This window comes from Pseudomonas syringae pv. tagetis, from assembly GCF_022557255.1.
In the GTDB taxonomy this organism is placed as follows: Bacteria; Pseudomonadota; Gammaproteobacteria; order Pseudomonadales; family Pseudomonadaceae; genus Aquipseudomonas; species Aquipseudomonas caricapapayae.
Genome location: NZ_CP092923.1, coordinates 3,855,584 through 3,874,268, shown reverse-complemented (window position 1 = coordinate 3,874,268; position 18,685 = coordinate 3,855,584). Strand labels below are relative to the sequence as shown.

Below are 18,685 nucleotides of genomic sequence, written 5' to 3'. Positions count from 1 at the left end.
GTTCGGTACGATTTCAGCCGACTCCGTGGAGCTTACTGGAAAAGACGGCGCAGATAAATGCCGACGGATCGACGCTCTGTATATTTTGCCAACCCGATGGACTGCGCCAGGGTATCCATTGCTCGAAATCCTTCAATGATGGAGTGAACAGGTCCATGAACATCATCGATTTCAAGAAGCCCGTCAAACGCTCTTTTCGTGGCAATACGGCAGCGGTGCCACAGCTGGAAAAGGTGCTGGCCGTCACGTTGAGAACCGATGCGCCTGTCCTGCTGGGCATATGCAGCGATGGGCTGCGCAGCAACAGCAGGATTCTGGGCGGTGAGTTTCATGGCGAATATTTCAGCGGTTCGGTGCTGGCTGGCGGCAGCAATATGCTGGTCGAGTTGTCGTCCGAGCTTGCCTTTCTCGACACACGTTTCACCCTGATCACTCAATTGGGTGAACTGATCAACATTGAAAGCAGGGGCGTTCTGCTGATGGACGAAGTGGGTCAGCAGGAGTTGCAGAACGGGATCTGGCCGATCAGTGAAGGCCATTACCAATGCACCTGTACGCCGCGCTTCCAGGTTTCTCTGGGCCCTAATGAATGGCTGGAGAAGAGCGCTTTCATTGGCCGGTTCGAATACATTCAAGGCAATGAAACGCTGATCAGTTTTTACCGGATGAAGCCCTGATCATCCCTGCGATTGTTCAAGGAGCAAGCCTCTGCAGGCCTGCTCCGTTGCCACTGCTTAGAACGTGACGCTGGCGCTCAGGCGCGCAGTGCGGGGTTCGCCAACGTTGACCTGCAACTGGCTGCCGGTACTGGAAGGGTAGTATTGCTTGTCGAACAGGTTATCCACGTTCAATTGCAGACGCGTCTTGTAACCGGCCATGGGCACGTCCCAGCGCAGAAATGCATCGGCTACGGTGTAGCTGCTCATGTAGAAGGTATTGGCATCGTCGCCAGCGCGCTCGCCGACATAGCGCGCGCCGCCGCCGGCATGCCAGTCGCCCAGATCGGACGGGATCTGCAGATGATGGGTGAGGTACAGGCTGGCAGTGTGCCTGGGTGCCTGGCTCAAACGATTGCCCTTGTTGCTCGGATCATCAAGCACTTCGGTATGGGTGTACGCGTAGGTGCCGATCATGTCCCAGCGTTCGGCTATGCGCCCGGTTACGTCCAGCTCCACCCCTTGTGAACCCACCTTGCCAGCCGCCTCGCTGACGCCGGTCACGCCGGTGGGGGTGACGACGTTTTTCTTTTCGATGTCGAATACAGCGAGGTTGACGTTGAGCTCGGGTGCCAGCGCGTATTTGGCCCCGACCTCATAACTGCGGCCTTCTTCCGGATCGAAGGTCGTGCCGTCATCGTTGACCTCATCGTTGGGTACGAACGAGCGGCTGTAGTTGCCGTACAGCGACAGGTCTTCATTGACCTTGAAGACCAGACCGGCCATCGGCAGGAATACATCGTCATTGCTGTCCAGGTTCACCGTGCGGCTGGCACCCAGGCCTTGTTTGATGTACTGGTCATAATGCTGATAACGGCCACCCAGGACCAGAATCCAGCGATCGTTCAGGTGCCAGTTGTCCTTGAGGTAAATCGACGATGACGTCAGCTGATTGCTCAGGTTGCTGTTTGCCGCACTGACTACACTGGGCTCTGCCAACCCGCCATAGCTGGGCGAAAAGATGTTGAAGCCGTTCTGGGCGGTGTTGCGGTAAGTCTTGCCGCGATACTTGTCGGAGTCCTCCTGCTCGGCACCGATCAGCACATCATGCTGCTGGCCGAGAATCTCCTGCTTGCCGATGAAGTCCCAGCTGGCATAGCGCGTTTCGTAATCATAATGGCCACCATTGGCCTGACGACGCAGTACACCGCTGCTGGAGAGCGTGCTCGGTTGTGCAATAGAGAGGCTGTAGCGGTCGTTGTTCCAGCCGTAGGTCAGGCGGGTTTTCCAGTCGTCGCTGAGCTGGTACTCGAAACGCGCGGTTGCGGTTTCGCTGATGCCGACCGTATTGGACCACTTTTCGTCCAGGCGCTTGTCGTAGCTGATATCCGCCGGATGGCCACCCGTGAATACCGTACCGCGGTCGAACGGACTGACGTAATCGTTGTATTCATAGGCGAGTGTCAGGCTGGCGCGCTCTCCGGTCCAGGACAGCGATGGCGCGATCAGGGTGTGTTGGTCGACACCGTAGTTGCGCCAATAGTCCTCGCTCTGACGTTCTGCCACCAGGCGGTAAGCCAGCCCGGAGTCGCCCAGCGGGCCGGTGGTGTCGATGCCGAAACTGCCGCCGCCTTCGCTGTAGGCCGAGCCACTGAGTGTGGTGCTTTGCACGTATTGCGGCTGTTTGCTGATTACGTTGATCACGCCCCCCGGCTCCATCGCTCCGTACAGGAGCGATGCCGGGCCTTTGAGCACCTCGACGCGATCGGTGGTGGCACCGAAGTTTTTCGATACCACCGAGCGCACGCCGTCACGCAGGATCGAGCCGTCGTCGTTGGTGCCGAAACCACGCTTGATCACTGAGTCCTTGGTGTTGCCCAGGGTATTGCCCTGGCTGACGCCACTGACGAACTTCATCGCATCGTCCAGTGAGCGCACGTTGTAGTCGGCGATGGTCTGCGGCGTCACCACATTGACCGACTGTGCCTCTTCCTTCAGCGGTACATCACTCTTGCTCGCGGTGCTTGCGCTGTTGGCACTGTAACCTTCCTGGGTTTCGGTGGCGGCTGCGGATACTTGCGTGGCCGGCAAGGTTGCAGTTTCAGCCGCATGCGCAGCGCTGCTGGAATATATCGCCAGAGAAAGTGCGGAAAGCAGAAAAGCGCCTGGACGGCGAGGGCGTAGGGAGGAAGTGCTCAAGTGAGATGCTCTGCTAGGACGTTAATAGCAATAATTGTAATTTGATATTAATTCTCATGTAAATAAATGAATGGTCCTGAGGCGGGCTTCGATTGTCCTGGCGGGTCGGCTGCTCTGCCGGTCAGGATTGAGTCGGCACATTGGCAGCAATCCGTTTACCCATGCTGATGATGGCTTCAGGTGTGTATCCCAGCGTTTGGTAAAAAGCCTGCACACATTCGTTGAACGTATGAATCTGCAGGTTGATCTTGACGCAGCCAAGATCTGTCAGGGCTTGTTCTGCGTGCTTGACCAGCATCGTTCCCAGCCCTTGGCCGCGCTGTTGCGGGTCCACTGCAACCGAATACAGCCAGCCGCGATGGCCGTCGTAACCGGCAAGAAGGGTCCCGGCCACACGGCCGTCTGCAACAGCGACGAAAAACAGCCGGTCCTCGACAGCCAGTTTTTTGTTGATCGACAGGTCCGGGCGATTATGTGGCTGGTCGTCGTTGAAAACTGTCTCCCACAGTTCGATGACCGCGAGACGGTGTAGCGAATCTGAATACTCGACAATGCAGTTCATTGTGCGGTCCTTGAGTGATGAGCGCGCAGGATGCGGCGTCGCGTCCGGCAATGTCTAACCGGCGTTGCTGGATGGCTGGTCCTGTGTTATGACCCTGGGGAGCGAGGTGGGTGTGTCGAGCAGTGTACGGATAGCGCGACTGTAAGCGGGCTGCCCGAGTTGCATGCTGTTGTTGTGCGTACCGCCGGGTACGAGCAGCAGTTTCTTGGGCTCCTGTGCCGCGTCAAACAGCTGCTCGCTGAAACGCGCCGGTACATAGCGATCTTCGGTGCCGTGCACGATCAGAACGGGCATGTGGATGTCTGCAATCTTGTCCAGAGAGTCGAACTTCTGAGACAGCAGCCAGCGCACCGGCAACGAGGTATTGGCGAGCGCGGTGGCCACATCGGCCAGATTGGTGAAGGTCGACTCTATTATCAGCCCGCGGGCCTGGATCGGTGCATTGTCCTTCTCTGCGTCACTGCCCAGTTCGGCCGCCAGGTCCACTGCAACTGCGCCCCCTAGAGAATGTCCGTAGATCAGCCTGCGTTGCGGATCGGGTTGCAATTGCTTCAGGCGTTGCCACGCGACACGTGCGTCTTCATACACGGATTTCTCTGATGGCAGTTGGCCCATGCTCTGACCGAAACCCCGATAGTCGATTGCCAGTATCGAGTACCCCTGTGCCTTGAGTTGCTGGATTCGAAACAGCTGGCCTGTCAGGTTCCACCTTGAACCGTGCAGGTACAGCACGGCTGGCGCGTTCCGGTCTGACGCGGGCCACCACCAGGCGTGAATATTCTGCGATGTACCAAATGAAGGCGCGCGGAGTTCGATTTCCTGCACATCGGCGGGCAGACCGCTGTACCAGCTGGCTGTACCGGGCTCGATGCGAAATACCAGTTCGCGCTCCTTGTGCTCGAGCACCGCACAGCCGACCGGCAGACCAAGAATGATGGCCGACATGCAGATCCATCCAAGGGGGCGGACTTTGAAACGAGCCAGAAGTGAAATCGGCATAAGACGAGTGTTCCAGTCAACAAAGTGAAATAAATGCCGGTTCTGCATGCGGGTTGCAAGACGAACTGCCAAACATGGGTTACAGCATATTGCACGGCTGGCCATCGGGCAGGTTTTCCAGCCGATCCATAGCGATGTATACGCAACGCCCTATGCTTCAATATGTTGCGCCAAAGGGCCGAATGCAGCGTCAACAAAGTCGCTCATTAGCACGATTCGTTATTGGGCTGGCCCTTTTCGATAGCCGGGGATTATGCTGTGCCGTTGCGGACGCTGTATTTTTGTCACCTGCCGCTGCCCGAGACGCCGATTTGCTTGCTGTGTACTCGCGCTTTCTTCAATTTCTTCAAGAGGTTACCGCCTATGTTTCATCATCGCCCCCTGGAAGAAAAAGATATCCCAGCCATCTGCGAATTGCCGCAGAACGCCGACGAACTGTTCTACATGTTCCCCAGAGCCACCTATCCGCTGACCGCTTCGCAGCTCAGCGAAGCGCTGGAGACTCGTCATGACTCGACCGTCATCGAGATGGATGGCGAAGTGGTCGGTTTTGCAAATTTCTCTCAGTGCAAATTTCGCGGTCGCTGCTCGCTGGGTAACGTCATTATCGCGCCCAAGGCCCGCTCCAAAGGGGTAGGGCGGTACATGATCACCAGCATGATGGGGATCGCTTTCGACAAGCACGAAGCAACGGAGCTGATTGCGTCCTGCTACAACCATAATGTGCCTGGCTTGCTTTTTTACCCGCGGATGGGGTTTCGTCCGTATGCCATCGAAGAGAAACGCGACAAGCAAGGCGCGCGGGTCGCGTTGATCCATCTGCGCCTGTCCGGCTCGGAACAGTAAGCTTCTTTATCGGGGCTCGCTCGGTCGCATCGGTCCGGGCGTGCCTTTTACGGTCGACTTTTTTGTGAGCGGTTCGCTGAAAGTACCGTCTGCTTTGCGGGTACATCCACTTCAGTGTCCGACCGTTCGTCAGTCTTTGTACGGTTTAATGTAAACCGTTTCATACACCCTGATCTCTGTCAGTCAGCAGGACCCTTGAAATCATTACGGTGAATCGTTTTTTCTGTCGATTATTCAATAAAGAACCATGTTAAAAGTGTTAAGGATATTTTGTTGTGGAAGTTGCTTGAAGGTCGGGGTGAGGTGTATAACTGCTTTAAGCATCAAGTGAGTGACGACGGATAATTGGCGGGCTTGCGTGGGCCGTTTTTAAAAGAGTCATCAACAATAAAAATTATCAATATTTGTCACTGTCGGGACGTGCTTACACACATAAGGAGATAAAGAAATGATCGCGAGTGGACTGTCTGAGTTAGAACTCAGGAGCATCGTTGAACGTGCGTTCCTGCCGTTGCGCTGTACCTGCACGATTGCCAACGATCAGATGACGGTGCAGATAAGCGACCCTGCATCGGGTCGCACCCATCGCCAGACGAGCCTTCCGCTCAGCCGTATCAATACGGTTCGGGATATCTCTGCGCTGGTGGCCGAGCTGCGTGAAGAACCGGCCAAATCAAAAGTGTCGCGCGCGCATTACAGCGCTGCCTGATACTGCTGCATCCTCCTGACGCCACGGCATCACGCTGTGAGGCCCTGATCATTGCTGATCGGGGCCTTTTCGTTTGTATCGGATAGCGTTGGCCATTCGCCACGCCCCCTTATGGCTACAGGTGAGTTGTATCAGGCAGAATGACTGGTACCAGGGACGTACTGTGCTCGCCAAATTAACAGCGTCGAAGAAATGCTGTTCAAACGTCAGGCAATACAAAATAAAAGAAACTCGCGTAACGTTTTAGTGTCCGTGCAACTGCATATGCGCCGCGCGTCTGGTAAGACAAGATCAGTCAAATCATCAGGTTATCGCGCGTGGTTGAACTGTTTGCTCAGTGCTCGGCTGATTTGACACCGTTGTGTTTCTTTGCAACTATTCAATTGCCTGTCTTGTCACGCATTGTCACGCTTTTTCTGTTGATAAAAACGCTGCCCTGAAAACACCGCCTTGGAAAAGGCGGCGGTAGCAATGAAAGTAGTGGGTCAGCTCAAAACTTCATGCTGTTGCCGTTGGTGACACTGTAACTTTCTGTAAAAGCACTTCTTTTATATGACGACTCATCACCTTGGTGAATGAGCATCCGTCAGCGTTCGGCTGTATGTGTTTCGCCTCGAATCGTGCATGGACGCTGGTTCGCCGTATCAGCCAGGTATTCGATCAACCAGTACTTCTGGAATGCACCAACGTATGAAATGACGATGGAGCATCATCATGTTTGATAATGGTATGGAAACAACCTGCGGTTGCGTCGTCGGGGGAGCCGGTCTTGCCGGCATGGGGTTCTTGTTCAACGCTTTGAAGAGCGACGCGATGCCCGGGCTTTCGGCAAAAGGACTGATCGTCATTGATGCATGTGACCGGCCTGGGGCCGGTGTGCTGGGAGACTACCGGATTACCGCCAACTCGGTAGGCGATGTGTTCATCGATTGCCTGCGTGACCCGGCGCTGTATGAGGTATTCAAGCCATTGGAAAACTCTGCCGTGTACTGGCGTATCAAAGCGCAGGCACAAAGCGCACCGCAACTGGCTGATGTGGGTCTGCTTATGGCCGAGGCGGCCAGGCTGGTGCTGGACCATATCGTGCAGCGTTATGGCGTAAAGGTATGGCCCGCTACAACCATCAATGAAGTTGTCAGCGACGGCGATGAGTTCTGCCTGCACGTCGAGGGGCCGCACGGCGAGAGGCAAGTGCGCTGCCGGGCGCTGGTACTCAATCTGGGTGGGCACCAGGATCCACGGCACCTGATCGACAGTCTTGCCCGGCAGGGACTTGTGCTGCCGGGCAACGTGAATATTCAGAGCGCCGACAGGTTGCTGCGTATGAACGCGGTGCAGTTACGTGAGGTTTTTGGCCCGGCGCTGGCCCGTAAGGGGCGAATCACAATCGTGGGCGGGTCACATAGCGCGTTTTCGATGCTGGAAAACCTGGCAGATGCATTGGAATTCGCGGGCCTGAATGAACTGACACTCATTCATAGAAGCGACATCAAACTGTTTTACGAAGATGTCGAACAGGCAAAGGCGGCTGGTTACATGTTCGACACCCAACGTGATGTGTGTCCGGTGTCTGGCCGGGTCAATCGCTCTGGAGGCTTGCGCTATCGGGCGCTGGATATCGGGCGCGAGGCGCTGAGTAGCGGCCGTGTCGGCAAGACGGGCGTGCGCGTGCATATGTTACAGACGCTGGGAGGGCGCCCCGATGACTATGAGCAGGCCCGGCTTGCGCTTGCCGACTCCGCCGTTATCGTACAGTGCTCGGGCTATCAACCTGTATTGCCGGCGCTTAAGGATACCGGCGGAAACCTCATCAGCCTGCGTGAGACCAAGGGCGGTCTTGAGTCCGACGCTTGCGGCTGTCCGGTAGACCAGCAGGGTCGTCGAGTGAAAGGCTTGTATCTTTTTGGTCTGGGTGCCGGGCTTGGCATCGACCCGCAGCTAGGCAGTGAGCCGGCGTTCGATGGTCGTATATATGGCGTCTGGCAGTTTCACCATGATGCAAGTGGGGCGGTGCTCAAGGCGGTTGCCAAGCGGCTCTCCTGTAAGGCTGCTGCCCTGGAGGTGTTCAGCCCGGATGAGTTCGTGCAGGCAGCCCTTCGGGTTCAGGTCGGTTAGGCAGAGGGCGCAGGGCAGAACGGCGTGCATAAAAAACGGCGTCCCAGGGACGCCGTACGGCTGTCTGCCAATAAATGGCAAATCAACATTGAATAAGGGGATGGTGCGGGAATTATTGTGGGTCCTGGTTTGGAGCCAGTTCTGCCTGGATACGTTTGTAGATTTCTTCACGATGCACTGAAACATTTTTGGGTGCATTGATGCCCAGGCGGACCTGAAGCCCTTGAACGCCAAGAATCGTGACGGTGATCTCGTCACCGATGTTTATGCTTTCGCCTACTTTGCGAGTGAGTATCAACATAATCTTTTCCTTGATGGCCTCTTGAAACGCCTCTCTCAAGAGGCTGGCGTTTGCCTTTGCGTGGTGATTGTTGCCGAGTGCATCCAGATGCGTCCGTCTTATGACGTCACATGGGTGAATTTAATTCCCTCGGTTCATTTTCTTGTCATCGAGATTTGCATCCTCGATACGACGAGCGCGCCAATTCTGCCCGTTTCGACGTGAAAATGCCCGTATTTACTGGCGTCATATAAAAACTAACGTGAACCGCTGCACGCTTTGAGGTCGTCGTCGTCTCACTCTGCGAGTTGGGACAGGCCCAGCTCGACATGAGTATAAGCGTAGGCACGACTTGGGGAGATTGCCCGGACTTTCTGAAAATTCAGCTGAAAGCATTGAGCGGGGGTGTAGGAAAGGGCTTCGTGTTGACCAAAGTTCCTGTGCTTTGACGCACTGACGCCGGTCTGGATGGGCTATGGCTGATTCTGAGTACGTGGAGTGCAGAGAGCGAAATCAGGGACAGCGCGTGGGCCTTTGCGGGTTTCATTACCCGCAAAGGTCCGAGCGTTCCTGGGTTTAAAGCGCCATCGACAGCAGCATGATGAAAATCAGGCCGACCACCGAAAGAATGGTCTCCATCACCGTCCAGGTCTTGAAGGTTTCGGCAACCGTCATGTTGAAATACTGCTTGACCAGCCAGAAGCCGGCATCGTTCACATGCGACAGGATCAGCGAACCGGCACCGGTTGCCAGCACCAGCAGCTCGCGGTTGACGCCTGGAATCAGACCGACCACAGGGGCCACGATTCCTGCACCGGTGATGGTCGCCACGGTAGCCGAGCCGGTTGCGATACGGATAACGGCCGCTACCAGCCAGGCCAGCATGATCGGGTTGATCTGAGCTTGCACTGCCATGTGCCCGATCACGTCGCCCACGCCGCTGGCCACCAGCATCTGCTTGAAGCCGCCGCCTGCACCGACGATCAGAACGATTGCGGCAACCGGTGCCAGGCTCTGGTCCAGCAGTTTCATGATTTTTGTACGGTCAAATCCACGCGCGGCACCAAAGGTGTAGAACGCCAGCAAAAGCGCGGCGAGCAGGGCGCTGATCGGGTGACCGATCAGGTCCATCCAGATGCGGAACATGTTGTTTTCTGGCAACACCACGTCGGCAAAGGTTTTGAGCAGCATCAGGAAGACCGGCAGCAGGATGGTCACCAGCGTGATGCCGAAGCCTGGCAGGTTCTCGGTGCTCGACTCCTTGGCGATCTGGTCCATCAATTCCTTCGACGGGGTGCCGGGGATGCTTTTGGAAATCCAGTTACCAAAGATCGGGCCAGCGATGATGGCTGTCGGCAGCGCAACGATCAGTCCGTAAAAAATAGTCTTGCCGATGTCGGCACCGAAGATGCCGATGGCCAGCAGCGGACCCGGATGCGGTGGAACCAGACCGTGTACGGCTGACAGGCCTGCCAGCAGTGGGATGCCGATCTTGACGATGGACACGCCGGTGCGACGGGCGACAATGAACACCAGCGGAATCAGCAACACAAAGCCGATCTCGAAGAACAACGGGATGCCCACCAGAAAGGCAGAAAACATCATTGCCCAGTGCACTTTCTGCTTGCCGAACGTGCGTATCAGCGTTTGCGCGATCTGATCCGCGCCCCCCGAGTCGGCCATCAATTTGCCAAGCATGGTGCCCAGGCCGAGGATGATGCCGACGAATCCCAGTACGCCGCCGAAACCGTCCTGAAACGACTTCATGACTTTTTCCACGGGCATTCCCGAGGTCAGGCCAAGAAAGCCCGCCGCCAGAGTCAGCGCGACGAAAGGATGGACCTTGAAGGTGGTGATCAACAGTACAAGGCCGACGATGGTCACTAGCGCATCGACGAGCAGGAACGTCTCATGGGTCATACCGAACATGGGTGTTTCTCCGGTTTATTGTTTTAGGGAGCTGTTAACAGCGCCGACGTCTATCGTGTGTGTGCAAGACAGCGCTGTCTTCTGCACTCACGCCTTTATCGGGCGTGGGAGTCTTTCCACCATGCTGCGGCTTGTCTGCCGATGACATCGATAGGCTGGGAGGCATCGACGATCAACGTCAGCGGCTCGCCATAAGGCGGCTCGAGGGTCGCGAACTGGCTGTCCACCAGGCTTGCCGGCATGAAATGCCCGGGTCGGTGTGAGCAACGTTCGGTGGCGAGTTCCTTGGTCAGTTCCAGAAAGACAAAGCCCAGGCCAGGCACGGCATCTCGCAGACGCTGGCGATAGATAAGCTTGAGTGAGGAACAGGTCAGAACCGGATGTTCACCCTTGGCGAGGGCAGCGGCCATCTCTTCACCCAGACGGGTCAGCCAGCCGGCGCGGTCCTCATCGTTGAGTGGGGTCCCGGCGCTCATCTTTTCGATGTTGGCCGGAGGGTGAAACGCATCGCCTTCGATCAGGCGACCGCCGCTGTTGAGGGCAATCTCGGCACCGACGGCGCTTTTGCCGCAGCCGGACACACCCATCACTACAAGGGCGGTAATAGCAGTATTCGCAGTTGTCACAGTAGGCACCTCATCTGGAGACAGCGCTGTCTTTGTCCGGTGAACATCAGGCTCAGCCCGGGCTGTTCCAGTTTTTGTCGTTGTTTTGGGCTCATCAATAAGCATTGGAGGCTGTTCTCCGAGGCGACCCCGACCGGGTGGCACATGTGAAACCAGCGATAAAGCATTGTCACCTTCCGTGAGACAGCGCTACCTTATGGGGCATTCGACATATTTGGCAACCCCTATGTTAGTTGGCAACGCATGATACGCATTGGTTCCCGCTCTACCGGTCGCCCTACGCTGAATGAGGTGGCCAGGCTGGCTGCCGTGTCGCCGATCACGGCGTCCCGGGCGTTGCGCGGTGTTGCCACTGTTGCGCCGGAGCTGGTCGAGAAGGTTCGCGCTGCGGCACAAAGCCTTGGGTATGTGGCCAACCCTGCTGCCAGAGCTCTGGCTTCTTCCTGCAGCCAGACCGTTGTGGTGCTGGTCCCTTCGCTTGCCAACCAGTTGTTTATCGAAACACTTGAAGCCATCCAGGACGTATTACGCATCCGTGGTCTGGATGTCGTGATCGGCAACTATCACTACTCGCCCGACGAGGAAGAGAAGCTGCTGCGCAATCATCTGGTCAACCGTCCCCGCGGTATTCTGCTGACAGGTTTCGATCACACAGCAGCGTCGCGCCAGATGCTTGAAACCAGCGGCGTTCCCTGTGTGCACATGATGGAGCTCGATACCCGTCTCGGCACCTACTGCGTCGGGTTCTCGCAACAGCAGGCCGGGGCCGAAGCCGCACGTCATCTGCTCGGTCGTGGTCGCCGCCGACTGGCCTACATGGCCGCTCAGCTCGACCCTCGCGTGCTGCAGCGCGGTGCCGGGTTTCGTCAGGTGCTGGAGGAGGCCGGGCTGTTCGACCTGGGTCTGCAGGTCTCGACACCTCAGTCGTCCTCGATTGGCCTGGGCGGAGAGTTGTTTGCCCGCCTGCTGGACGAACACCCTGATGTCGACGGGGTGTTTTTCTGCAATGACGACCTTGCTCAGGGCGCTGCGCTGGAGGCCTTGCGTCTGGGCGTTGCGATTCCCGGACGGGTATCGCTGGTGGGCTTCAATGACCTGCCGGGCTCTGCTCACATGGTGCCGCGCCTGACCTCCATACGTACGCCCCGCGAGGAAGTCGGGCAGCGCGCCGCTCAGGTGCTGTTGGGGCTGCTTGACGGAATCACACAGCATCCGCAGGTGGATCTGGGGTTTGAGCTGGTGGTACGGGAAAGCTCCTGAATATTTCTTTCCGGCCCGCCTGCGGACGCTCGCGCCGATCATCCCGCTGACCAGTGGCAATGTCCTTCCGAAGGCTTGCCTCCCTCTGGCTGAAGTGCCCGATGGACCTGTCCTGGCCGCCGCCGATCCCCTCATTCGAACGGTTAAAGCGTGTTTCGACTGTTATTTCTGACAGTACCCATCCCCTCGTGTTGAGTATTCAATGAACATACATTTACGGATCGGAGCGGCATAAGTGTCTTGGCCGCACCGTTGGATGACGGGGATATATCTTCTTATCTGTTCCCCGTCCTGGCGGTCTTACAAGACCTATTGAAGGGTGAGAGACATGCAAAAAAAGGCATCTCAAAACATTAGAGCTCTGACTCACATCGCAGACCCTTTCGTTTCAGGCGTTCCACTGGATATCGCGTGGCTGACCGGCATCATCCCGCTGGGCTTTGTGCCTGCAGAAATCGTCATCAGCCCTGATGAAACCACGTTGTATGTGGCTCATGAGAGTGGCCGCGAAGTCAGCGTGGTCGACATCGCCAGCGCAACCGTCGTCGGCAGTATCAAGCGAGCAGGCGCAGGCGCGATCAGCCTCAGCCCTGATGGAAAACGGCTTTACACCATCGGCCAGAAAAGATGCTATGTCGTGGACACGCGCTTGCGCGAAGTCATCAGGATACTTCCGGCTGCCAACGTCAACAGGGTTCTGAGCAGCCCGGATGGCCGTTTTATCTGCCTGTCCTTTCAGAACGCGCTTGGCGGGCTGATCCGCGTGATCGAGACCGAAAACTACACGGTCGAAAACGAGTTCGATCTGGGCGCCTTGACCAATGCATCGCTGGCGCTCGGGATCAGCCCCTTGAATGACAGATTTTACGCGACGATGCTGGTCGACCGCACAGCACCTACAGACGTTCTCGCGATCAGCAAGGTCGATTACCTGCAGCATGACATTCCTGGTTTTTCTGATCCGCGCTCGATGGCCTTTAGTGCCGATGGTGCCTGGCTGTATGTAGGCGGGATCGACGAGGTCTACATTATCGATTCAGCGACCAACAAAATGTTTTACCGGGAGAAGATCGGCACCCAGGGGTATCCGGTAAAAGTCATAGGGGTCACGCCGGATGATCGCTATGTGTATGCCATTTACACCTGTAATTACGACGTGTACCGGATCGACACCGTCAAGGGAATCGCACCTGTATTGCGTACTTTCCTTCGGTAGGTGGCGCAGTGCTCAACAGCACGGGGACGTATATCTATTCCACCCACCCGGACATGAGCTGGATTTCGATCTACAGGTTGTAGCAGCTTCTGCGAAGCCTGCTACGACCGATTACAGAGACGCAGTGGCTGGATGTCTCTGTCATCGGGCGGCTTTAACGATCAGTCGGCATTCAGCGCAGCGATACCAGCTTTGGCGATCCGGGCATCCTGCTCGGCCTTCACGCCGGAAACACCTACCGCGCCAACCACCTGGCCATCAACGATGACCGGCACACCGCCTTCCAGCGAGGTGAGCAGCGGAGCGCTGAGGAATGCAGTGCGCCCTCCGTTGATCATTTCTTCGTAACCCTTGGATTCACGTTTGCCGAGTGCCGAGGTGCGGGCTTTTTCGATCGAGATATAGCTGCTGATCGGCGAGGCGTCGTCCAGTCGCTCGAATGCCAGCAGATGGCCGCCGTCATCAACGACAGCAATGGCGACAGCCCAGTCATTGGCCTGCGCCTCATCGCGTGCGGCACCCAGCATCAGGCTGACTTCGGTCTGGGTCAGGACGGCTTTGATTTTCATGGAGTTCTCCGGAGCAGTGGTTATCGATTAGAAGATCAGTGTCAATCAGGAGTGCCAAGCGCTTGGTCAATCAGCTCGATCCAGTGTCGCACCGGCGTCCGGCCAGCACTGGCGAGGTGCGTCTGACAGCCGATATTGGCGGTGGCGATGACCTGAGGTTTGCCGCTTTCCAGCGCGTTCATGCGGTTGTCGCGTAATTGCCGGGCCAGCGCCGGCTGGGTGATGGAGTAGGTGCCGGCAGAGCCACAACATAAATGACCGTCCGGCACAGCGGTCAGTTGGAAGCCTAGTCGAGTCAGCACGCGTTCTACTTCACCACCGAGTTTTTGTGCATGCTGCAGGGTACACGGGCAGTGAAACGCCAGCCGCGTGTCGGCCTTGATGCCGAGGGTTTCCAGCGGTTCGTTGCGCAGGACTTCGACCAGATCCTTCGTGCGGCCGCTGATGCACATGGCCTTGTCGGCGTAGGCCGGATCATGTTGCAGCAAATGACCATAGTCCTTGACGAAGGCACCGCAACCGCTGGCTGTCTGGATTAGGGTTTCGGCACCGCCCTGGAGCGCAGGCCACCAAGCGTCGATGTTACGTCGCGCCCGATCCAGCCCCGCGTCCTGTGCATTCAGGTGGTAATCCACAGCGCCGCAGCATCCGGCCGTGCTGACTGGGGTAATACCGATACCCAGACGATCGAGCACGCGTGCTGTGGCGGCGTTGGTGTTGGGTGACAGGCCTGGCTGCACGCACCCCTCGAGCAACAGCACCTGACGCGCATGAGCGCAAGCCGGGCGACGCCCGGCAGCATGGACCGTTACAGGCAGTTTGGCTGCCAGTGTCTGCGGCAATAACGGCCTGAACTTCATGCCCACTCCGGTCAGGAACCGGAACAGGCCTGCATGGGGGACTATCTGGCGCAAGCCTTCACGCAGCAGGCGCTGGCCGAGCGGGCGGGGGACCAGGGCATCGACTGCCGCACGACCGATGTCCAGCAGGTTGTGGTAATCCACGCCGGACGGGCAGGTGGTTTCGCAGTTGCGACAACTCAGGCAGCGGTCCAGGTGCACGCGAGTCTTTTCGGTGACGTGCTGGCCTTCCAGGACCTGCTTGATCAGGTAGATTCTGCCGCGTGGACCGTCCAGTTCATCACCCAGTAACTGATAGGTCGGGCAGGTGGCATTGCAGAAGCCGCAATGCACGCAACTGCGCAGGATACGCTCGGCTTCATCGGCACGTGGCAGGGTTCTGGCGTGTTCACTCAGTGTGGTCTGCATGCTTAAAACTCCGCGTACAGTCGGCCGGGGTTGAAAATGCCTTGCGGGTCGAGTCGGGTCTTGAGTGCCTGATGGTAGCGCAGCAGAGGTGCGGCCAACGGCTGAAAGGGGCTTTCGACAACGCCTGGGCTGTAGCAGGTTGCATGTCCGCCAAGCGCCGTCGCGATTGCTCGGATGGCTTCGCCGTCAGCGTCGGATTTAAGCCAGCGTTGCGCGCCACCCCAATCGATCAGTTGTTCGCCTGGCAGATCCGGCATGCCGCTGTCGGCAGGCACGCAGAGCCGCCACAAGGGACGCGGGTCGAGGAAAAAGGGCAGGCGCTGTTCGTTCAACTGTTGCCAGTACGCAGCCTCGAGCAATTCGCCGCCGAGCCGCTCATGGGCGGCGGCCACCGAGCTTTCACCGCCTTCAAGGCGCAGGCGCAGCACCTGACCGTCGTGGCTGGCCGCACTGATCGGAATCGGCTGCCGGCCCCATTCAGTGAGGCAGGTCAAGGCACGCGTGCAGTCCATCTCCAGCGCGATGCTGCTGCACAGCCGCGGCCTGGGCAGCACTTTGAGCGACACTTCGGTCAACAGCCCGAGGCAGCCGAAACTGCCCGCCATCAAGCGCGAAACATCGTAGCCTGCGACGTTTTTCATGACTTCGCCGCCGAAATGCAGGTGCTTGCCGAGCCCGGTGATGACCCGCGTACCCAGTACAAAATCACGTACCGAGCCACTCCACGGCCGGCGTGGCCCCGACAGCCCCGCAGCGACCATGCCGCCAAGCGTTGCAGCGCCGAAATCGGGCGGCTCGCAAGGCAGCATCTGGCCTGCGCCGTCCAGCGCCTGCATCAGTTCGATCAATGGCGTACCGGCGCGGGCGCTGATCACCAGTTCTGTCGGGTCGTAACTGACGATGCCACGGTGTTCGCGGGTATCGAGCACTTCGCCTGCTGTTTCACGGCCGAGAAATACCTTGCTGTTGCCCCCTTGGATCCGTAGCGGCGTGCTGTCCTGGAGTGCCTGATTGACTCGCTCAAGCAGCCTCTGGCTGGCGTCATTGTCCATTGCGCTCATCAGAAGCGCTCCAGTTCGGGAAATGGCAACTGCCCGGCATGAACATGCATGGCACCGAACTCCGCACAGCGATGCAGTGTCGGGATGTTCTTGCCAGGATTGAGCAGGCCGCTGGCGTCGAATGCGGCCTTGATGGCGTGGAAGAAGGCCAGTTCGTCATTGTTGAATTGCGCGCACATCTGATTGATCTTCTCGCGACCGACACCGTGCTCGCCGGTGATACTGCCACCGACCTTGACGCACAGTTCGAGGATTTTGCCGCCTAGCGCTTCGGCGCGCTCCAGCTCACCCGGTTGATTGGCATCGAACAGGATCAGCGGGTGCATGTTGCCGTCGCCAGCATGAAAGACATTCGCCACGCGCAGTCCGTATTGCCCGGACAGTTCCTTGATACTGCGTAATACGCCCGGCAACTCGCGCCGCGGGATGGTGCCGTCCATGCAGTAGTAATCCGGCGACAGACGGCCGACGGCCGGAAAAGCGTTTTTGCGTCCGGCCCAGAAGCGCGCCCGCTCGGCCTCGTCCTTTGCCTGGCGTACTTCGGTCGCGCCGGCCAGGGTCAATACCTCGCGAACCCGTTCGCAATCGGCATGCACGTCGGCTTCGACCCCGTCCAGTTCGCAGAGCAGGATAGCTTCGGCGTCGACCGGGTAGCCTGCGTGAATGAAGTCTTCGGCGGCGCGAATCGCCAGATTGTCCATCATCTCCAGGCCTCCGGGGATGATGCCTGCGGCAATGATATCGGCCACCGCACGTCCGGCTTTTTCTACCGAATCGAATGCCGCCAGCAGTACGTTGGCCACTTGCGGCCTGGGCAATAGCTTGACCGTGACTTCGGTGATAACACCAAGCATGCCTTCGGAGCCGGTAAACAGTGCCAGCAAGTCGAAACCGGGCGAATCCAGCGTGTCGCTGCCCAGTGTCATGGGCTCGCCCTCGACGGTCAGTATCTCGACCCTGAGCAGGTTGTGCACGGTCAGTCCGTACTTGAGGCAATGCACGCCACCGGCATTTTCCGCCACGTTGCCGCCGATGGAGCAGGCGATTTGCGAGGAGGGGTCAGGCGCGTAGTACAGACCGTGGGGCGCTGCTGCCTGGGAAATGGCCAGGTTGCGCACACCGGGCTGAACCCTTGCCAGACGAGCGGCCGGGTCAACATCGAGGATTCGATTGAAGCGCGCCATCACCAGCAGTATGCCTTTTTCCAGCGGCAACGCACCCCCTGAAAGCCCGGTGCCGGCACCACGAGCGACCACCGGTACACGATGCGCGTGGCACAGCCTGAGCAGGATTTGGACTTCTTCGACATGACGTGGCAATACCACCAGCATTGGCGTGGTGCGATACGCTGACAGCCCGTCGCATTCATAGGGCCGCAGTTCTTCGGGACGATGCAGGATGTCCATATCCGGCAGTTGCCGTCGCAGCGCATGCAGTAACTGCTGTTTGTCGACCGCAGGCAACACGCCGTCGATGCGTTCGTCGTAAAGAATATTCATGCCGTCCCCCTGCGTTATTTTTATCGGGTTAGTGCATCGTAGCTCATTCGGCTCAAGCCTTGAGTTGACAGCGTCGGGTGGATCGCGCAATTTACGCATTACGTAATGTGGTTATGAAAATAATAAAGACAGCACCCGTGCGTCGGGCAGGCGATTTCCGTGGACCTATTCACTTACTACCGTTCGACATCCAGTTACCGTGTGCGTATTGCGCTGGCCCTCAAGGGGCTGGAACACACCGCCATCCCGGTCAGTCTGTTGCTCGACGGCGGTGAGCAGCGCCAACCCGGTTACAAGGTGCTCAACCCGCAGGGCAGAGTGCCCGCATTGAGGCTTGACGATGGCGTAGTCATCATCCAGTCACTGGCGATCATTGAATATCTGGAAGAGTGTTACCCGCAGCCTGCGTTACTGGCGCATGACCCTGTCATGCGGGCTCGGCAAAGGGCCGTCGCAGGGCTCGTCGGTTGTGATATTCACCCCTTGCACAACGTCTCGGTGCTCGACCGGTTGCGCAGTCTGGGGCACGATGAGGCTGCTGTTCTGGCCTGGGCAGGCCACTGGATCGGCGAAGGTCTGCAGGCTGTCGAGCAGTTGATCGCAGAGAGCGGTTTCTGCTTCGGTGCGAGCCCCGGTCTCGCGGACGTTTACCTGTTACCCCAGTTGTATGCGGCCCATCGCTACAACGTCGATTCGAGTGCATACCCGCGTATCCAGCGGGTCGAGCGTCTGGCCATGCAACATGCGGCCTTTCAACAGGCGCACCCCGATGCACAACCGGACAAGCCGGAGTAGGCTGCCCTCATGAAGATTCTCGGTCTGCAACTGATATTTGGTGATTTCCTGGCACGCAGCGTGCGAGGAATTCCGTGTGCGCCGCCCGCAGGGACG

General features: G+C 57.9%; 16 protein-coding genes and 1 pseudogene. 7 read left to right on the top strand and 10 right to left on the bottom strand.

Annotated elements, in window-relative coordinates:
- Positions 1-155: 155 nt before the first annotated feature.
- Positions 156-677, top strand: a complete 522-nt coding sequence (locus MME58_RS17125) for a DUF3237 domain-containing protein (protein ID WP_054985311.1) — start codon at positions 156-158, stop codon at positions 675-677.
- A 57-nt stretch (positions 678-734) separates the two neighbouring features.
- On the opposite strand, the gene MME58_RS17120 is transcribed toward MME58_RS17125, so the two are convergent.
- The 3 genes from MME58_RS17120 to MME58_RS17110 form a co-directional block, all read right to left on the bottom strand.
- Positions 735-2,855, bottom strand: a complete 2,121-nt coding sequence (locus MME58_RS17120; RefSeq protein WP_055005407.1) for a TonB-dependent siderophore receptor — start codon at positions 2,853-2,855, stop codon at positions 735-737.
- Between the two features lie 121 nt (positions 2,856-2,976).
- Positions 2,977-3,417 (bottom strand): GNAT family acetyltransferase, encoded by a 441-nt coding sequence (locus MME58_RS17115; RefSeq protein WP_055005406.1) that lies wholly within the window; start codon positions 3,415-3,417, stop codon positions 2,977-2,979.
- Positions 3,418-3,471: 54 nt separating this feature from the next.
- Positions 3,472-4,416: an alpha/beta hydrolase gene (locus MME58_RS17110; protein ID WP_055005405.1), complete on the bottom strand. Its 945-nt coding sequence runs from the start codon at positions 4,414-4,416 to the stop codon at positions 3,472-3,474.
- Positions 4,417-4,779: 363 nt separating this feature from the next.
- Between MME58_RS17110 and MME58_RS17105 the strand changes: the two genes are divergently transcribed.
- From MME58_RS17105 to MME58_RS17095, 3 genes are all read left to right on the top strand, one after another.
- Positions 4,780-5,262 (top strand): GNAT family N-acetyltransferase, encoded by a 483-nt coding sequence (locus MME58_RS17105; RefSeq protein ID WP_055005404.1) that lies wholly within the window; start codon positions 4,780-4,782, stop codon positions 5,260-5,262.
- Positions 5,263-5,710: 448 nt separating this feature from the next.
- Positions 5,711-5,971, top strand: a complete 261-nt coding sequence (locus MME58_RS17100) for a DUF1652 domain-containing protein (protein WP_055005403.1) — start codon at positions 5,711-5,713, stop codon at positions 5,969-5,971.
- A gap of 714 nt (positions 5,972-6,685) precedes the next feature.
- A complete protein-coding gene (locus MME58_RS17095) occupies positions 6,686-8,086 on the top strand; it encodes a pyridine nucleotide-disulfide oxidoreductase (RefSeq protein ID WP_055005402.1) in 1,401 nt (466 codons plus the stop codon).
- Positions 8,087-8,198: 112 nt separating this feature from the next.
- On the opposite strand, the gene csrA is transcribed toward MME58_RS17095, so the two are convergent.
- The 3 genes from csrA to MME58_RS17080 form a co-directional block, all read right to left on the bottom strand.
- Positions 8,199-8,387, bottom strand: a complete 189-nt coding sequence (csrA, locus tag MME58_RS17090; protein WP_002554157.1) for a carbon storage regulator CsrA — start codon at positions 8,385-8,387, stop codon at positions 8,199-8,201.
- A 555-nt stretch (positions 8,388-8,942) separates the two neighbouring features.
- Positions 8,943-10,295, bottom strand: coding sequence for a GntP family permease (locus MME58_RS17085; protein ID WP_055005401.1), 1,353 nt, complete (start codon positions 10,293-10,295; stop codon positions 8,943-8,945).
- A 95-nt stretch (positions 10,296-10,390) separates the two neighbouring features.
- On the bottom strand, positions 10,391-10,882 hold the full coding sequence (locus MME58_RS17080) for a gluconokinase (protein WP_055005400.1): 492 nt from the start codon (positions 10,880-10,882) through the stop codon (positions 10,391-10,393).
- A 282-nt stretch (positions 10,883-11,164) separates the two neighbouring features.
- Between MME58_RS17080 and gntR the strand changes: the two genes are divergently transcribed.
- Together gntR and MME58_RS17070 are read left to right on the top strand one after the other, a co-directional pair.
- Positions 11,165-12,181: an HTH-type transcriptional regulator GntR gene (gene gntR, locus MME58_RS17075; RefSeq protein ID WP_055005399.1), complete on the top strand. Its 1,017-nt coding sequence runs from the start codon at positions 11,165-11,167 to the stop codon at positions 12,179-12,181.
- 328 nt (positions 12,182-12,509) lie between these two features.
- Positions 12,510-13,480 (top strand): annotated as a pseudogene (locus MME58_RS17070) (WD40 repeat domain-containing protein).
- A 78-nt stretch (positions 13,481-13,558) separates the two neighbouring features.
- On the opposite strand, the gene MME58_RS17065 reads toward MME58_RS17070, so the two are convergent.
- From MME58_RS17065 to glcD, 4 genes are read right to left on the bottom strand one after another with little or no spacing between them, the layout of a single operon-like run.
- A complete protein-coding gene (locus MME58_RS17065; protein WP_054985301.1) occupies positions 13,559-13,966 on the bottom strand; it encodes a heme-binding protein in 408 nt (135 codons plus the stop codon).
- A 41-nt stretch (positions 13,967-14,007) separates the two neighbouring features.
- Positions 14,008-15,234 (bottom strand): glycolate oxidase subunit GlcF, encoded by a 1,227-nt coding sequence (glcF, locus tag MME58_RS17060; protein WP_055005398.1) that lies wholly within the window; start codon positions 15,232-15,234, stop codon positions 14,008-14,010.
- 2 nt (positions 15,235-15,236) lie between these two features.
- The gene (glcE, locus tag MME58_RS17055; protein ID WP_055005397.1) at positions 15,237-16,295 is read right to left on the bottom strand and encodes a glycolate oxidase subunit GlcE; all 1,059 of its coding nucleotides are present in this window, start codon (positions 16,293-16,295) and stop codon (positions 15,237-15,239) included.
- Positions 16,295-17,794: a glycolate oxidase subunit GlcD gene (gene glcD, locus MME58_RS17050; protein WP_054985298.1), complete on the bottom strand. Its 1,500-nt coding sequence runs from the start codon at positions 17,792-17,794 to the stop codon at positions 16,295-16,297. The genes glcE and glcD overlap by 1 nt, the downstream gene beginning before the upstream one ends.
- 159 nt (positions 17,795-17,953) lie before the next feature.
- Here glcD and maiA point away from each other — a divergent pair, with 159 nt between their 5' ends.
- Positions 17,954-18,589 (top strand): maleylacetoacetate isomerase, encoded by a 636-nt coding sequence (gene maiA / locus MME58_RS17045; protein ID WP_054985297.1) that lies wholly within the window; start codon positions 17,954-17,956, stop codon positions 18,587-18,589.
- The last annotated feature ends 96 nt before the right edge of the window (positions 18,590-18,685 follow it).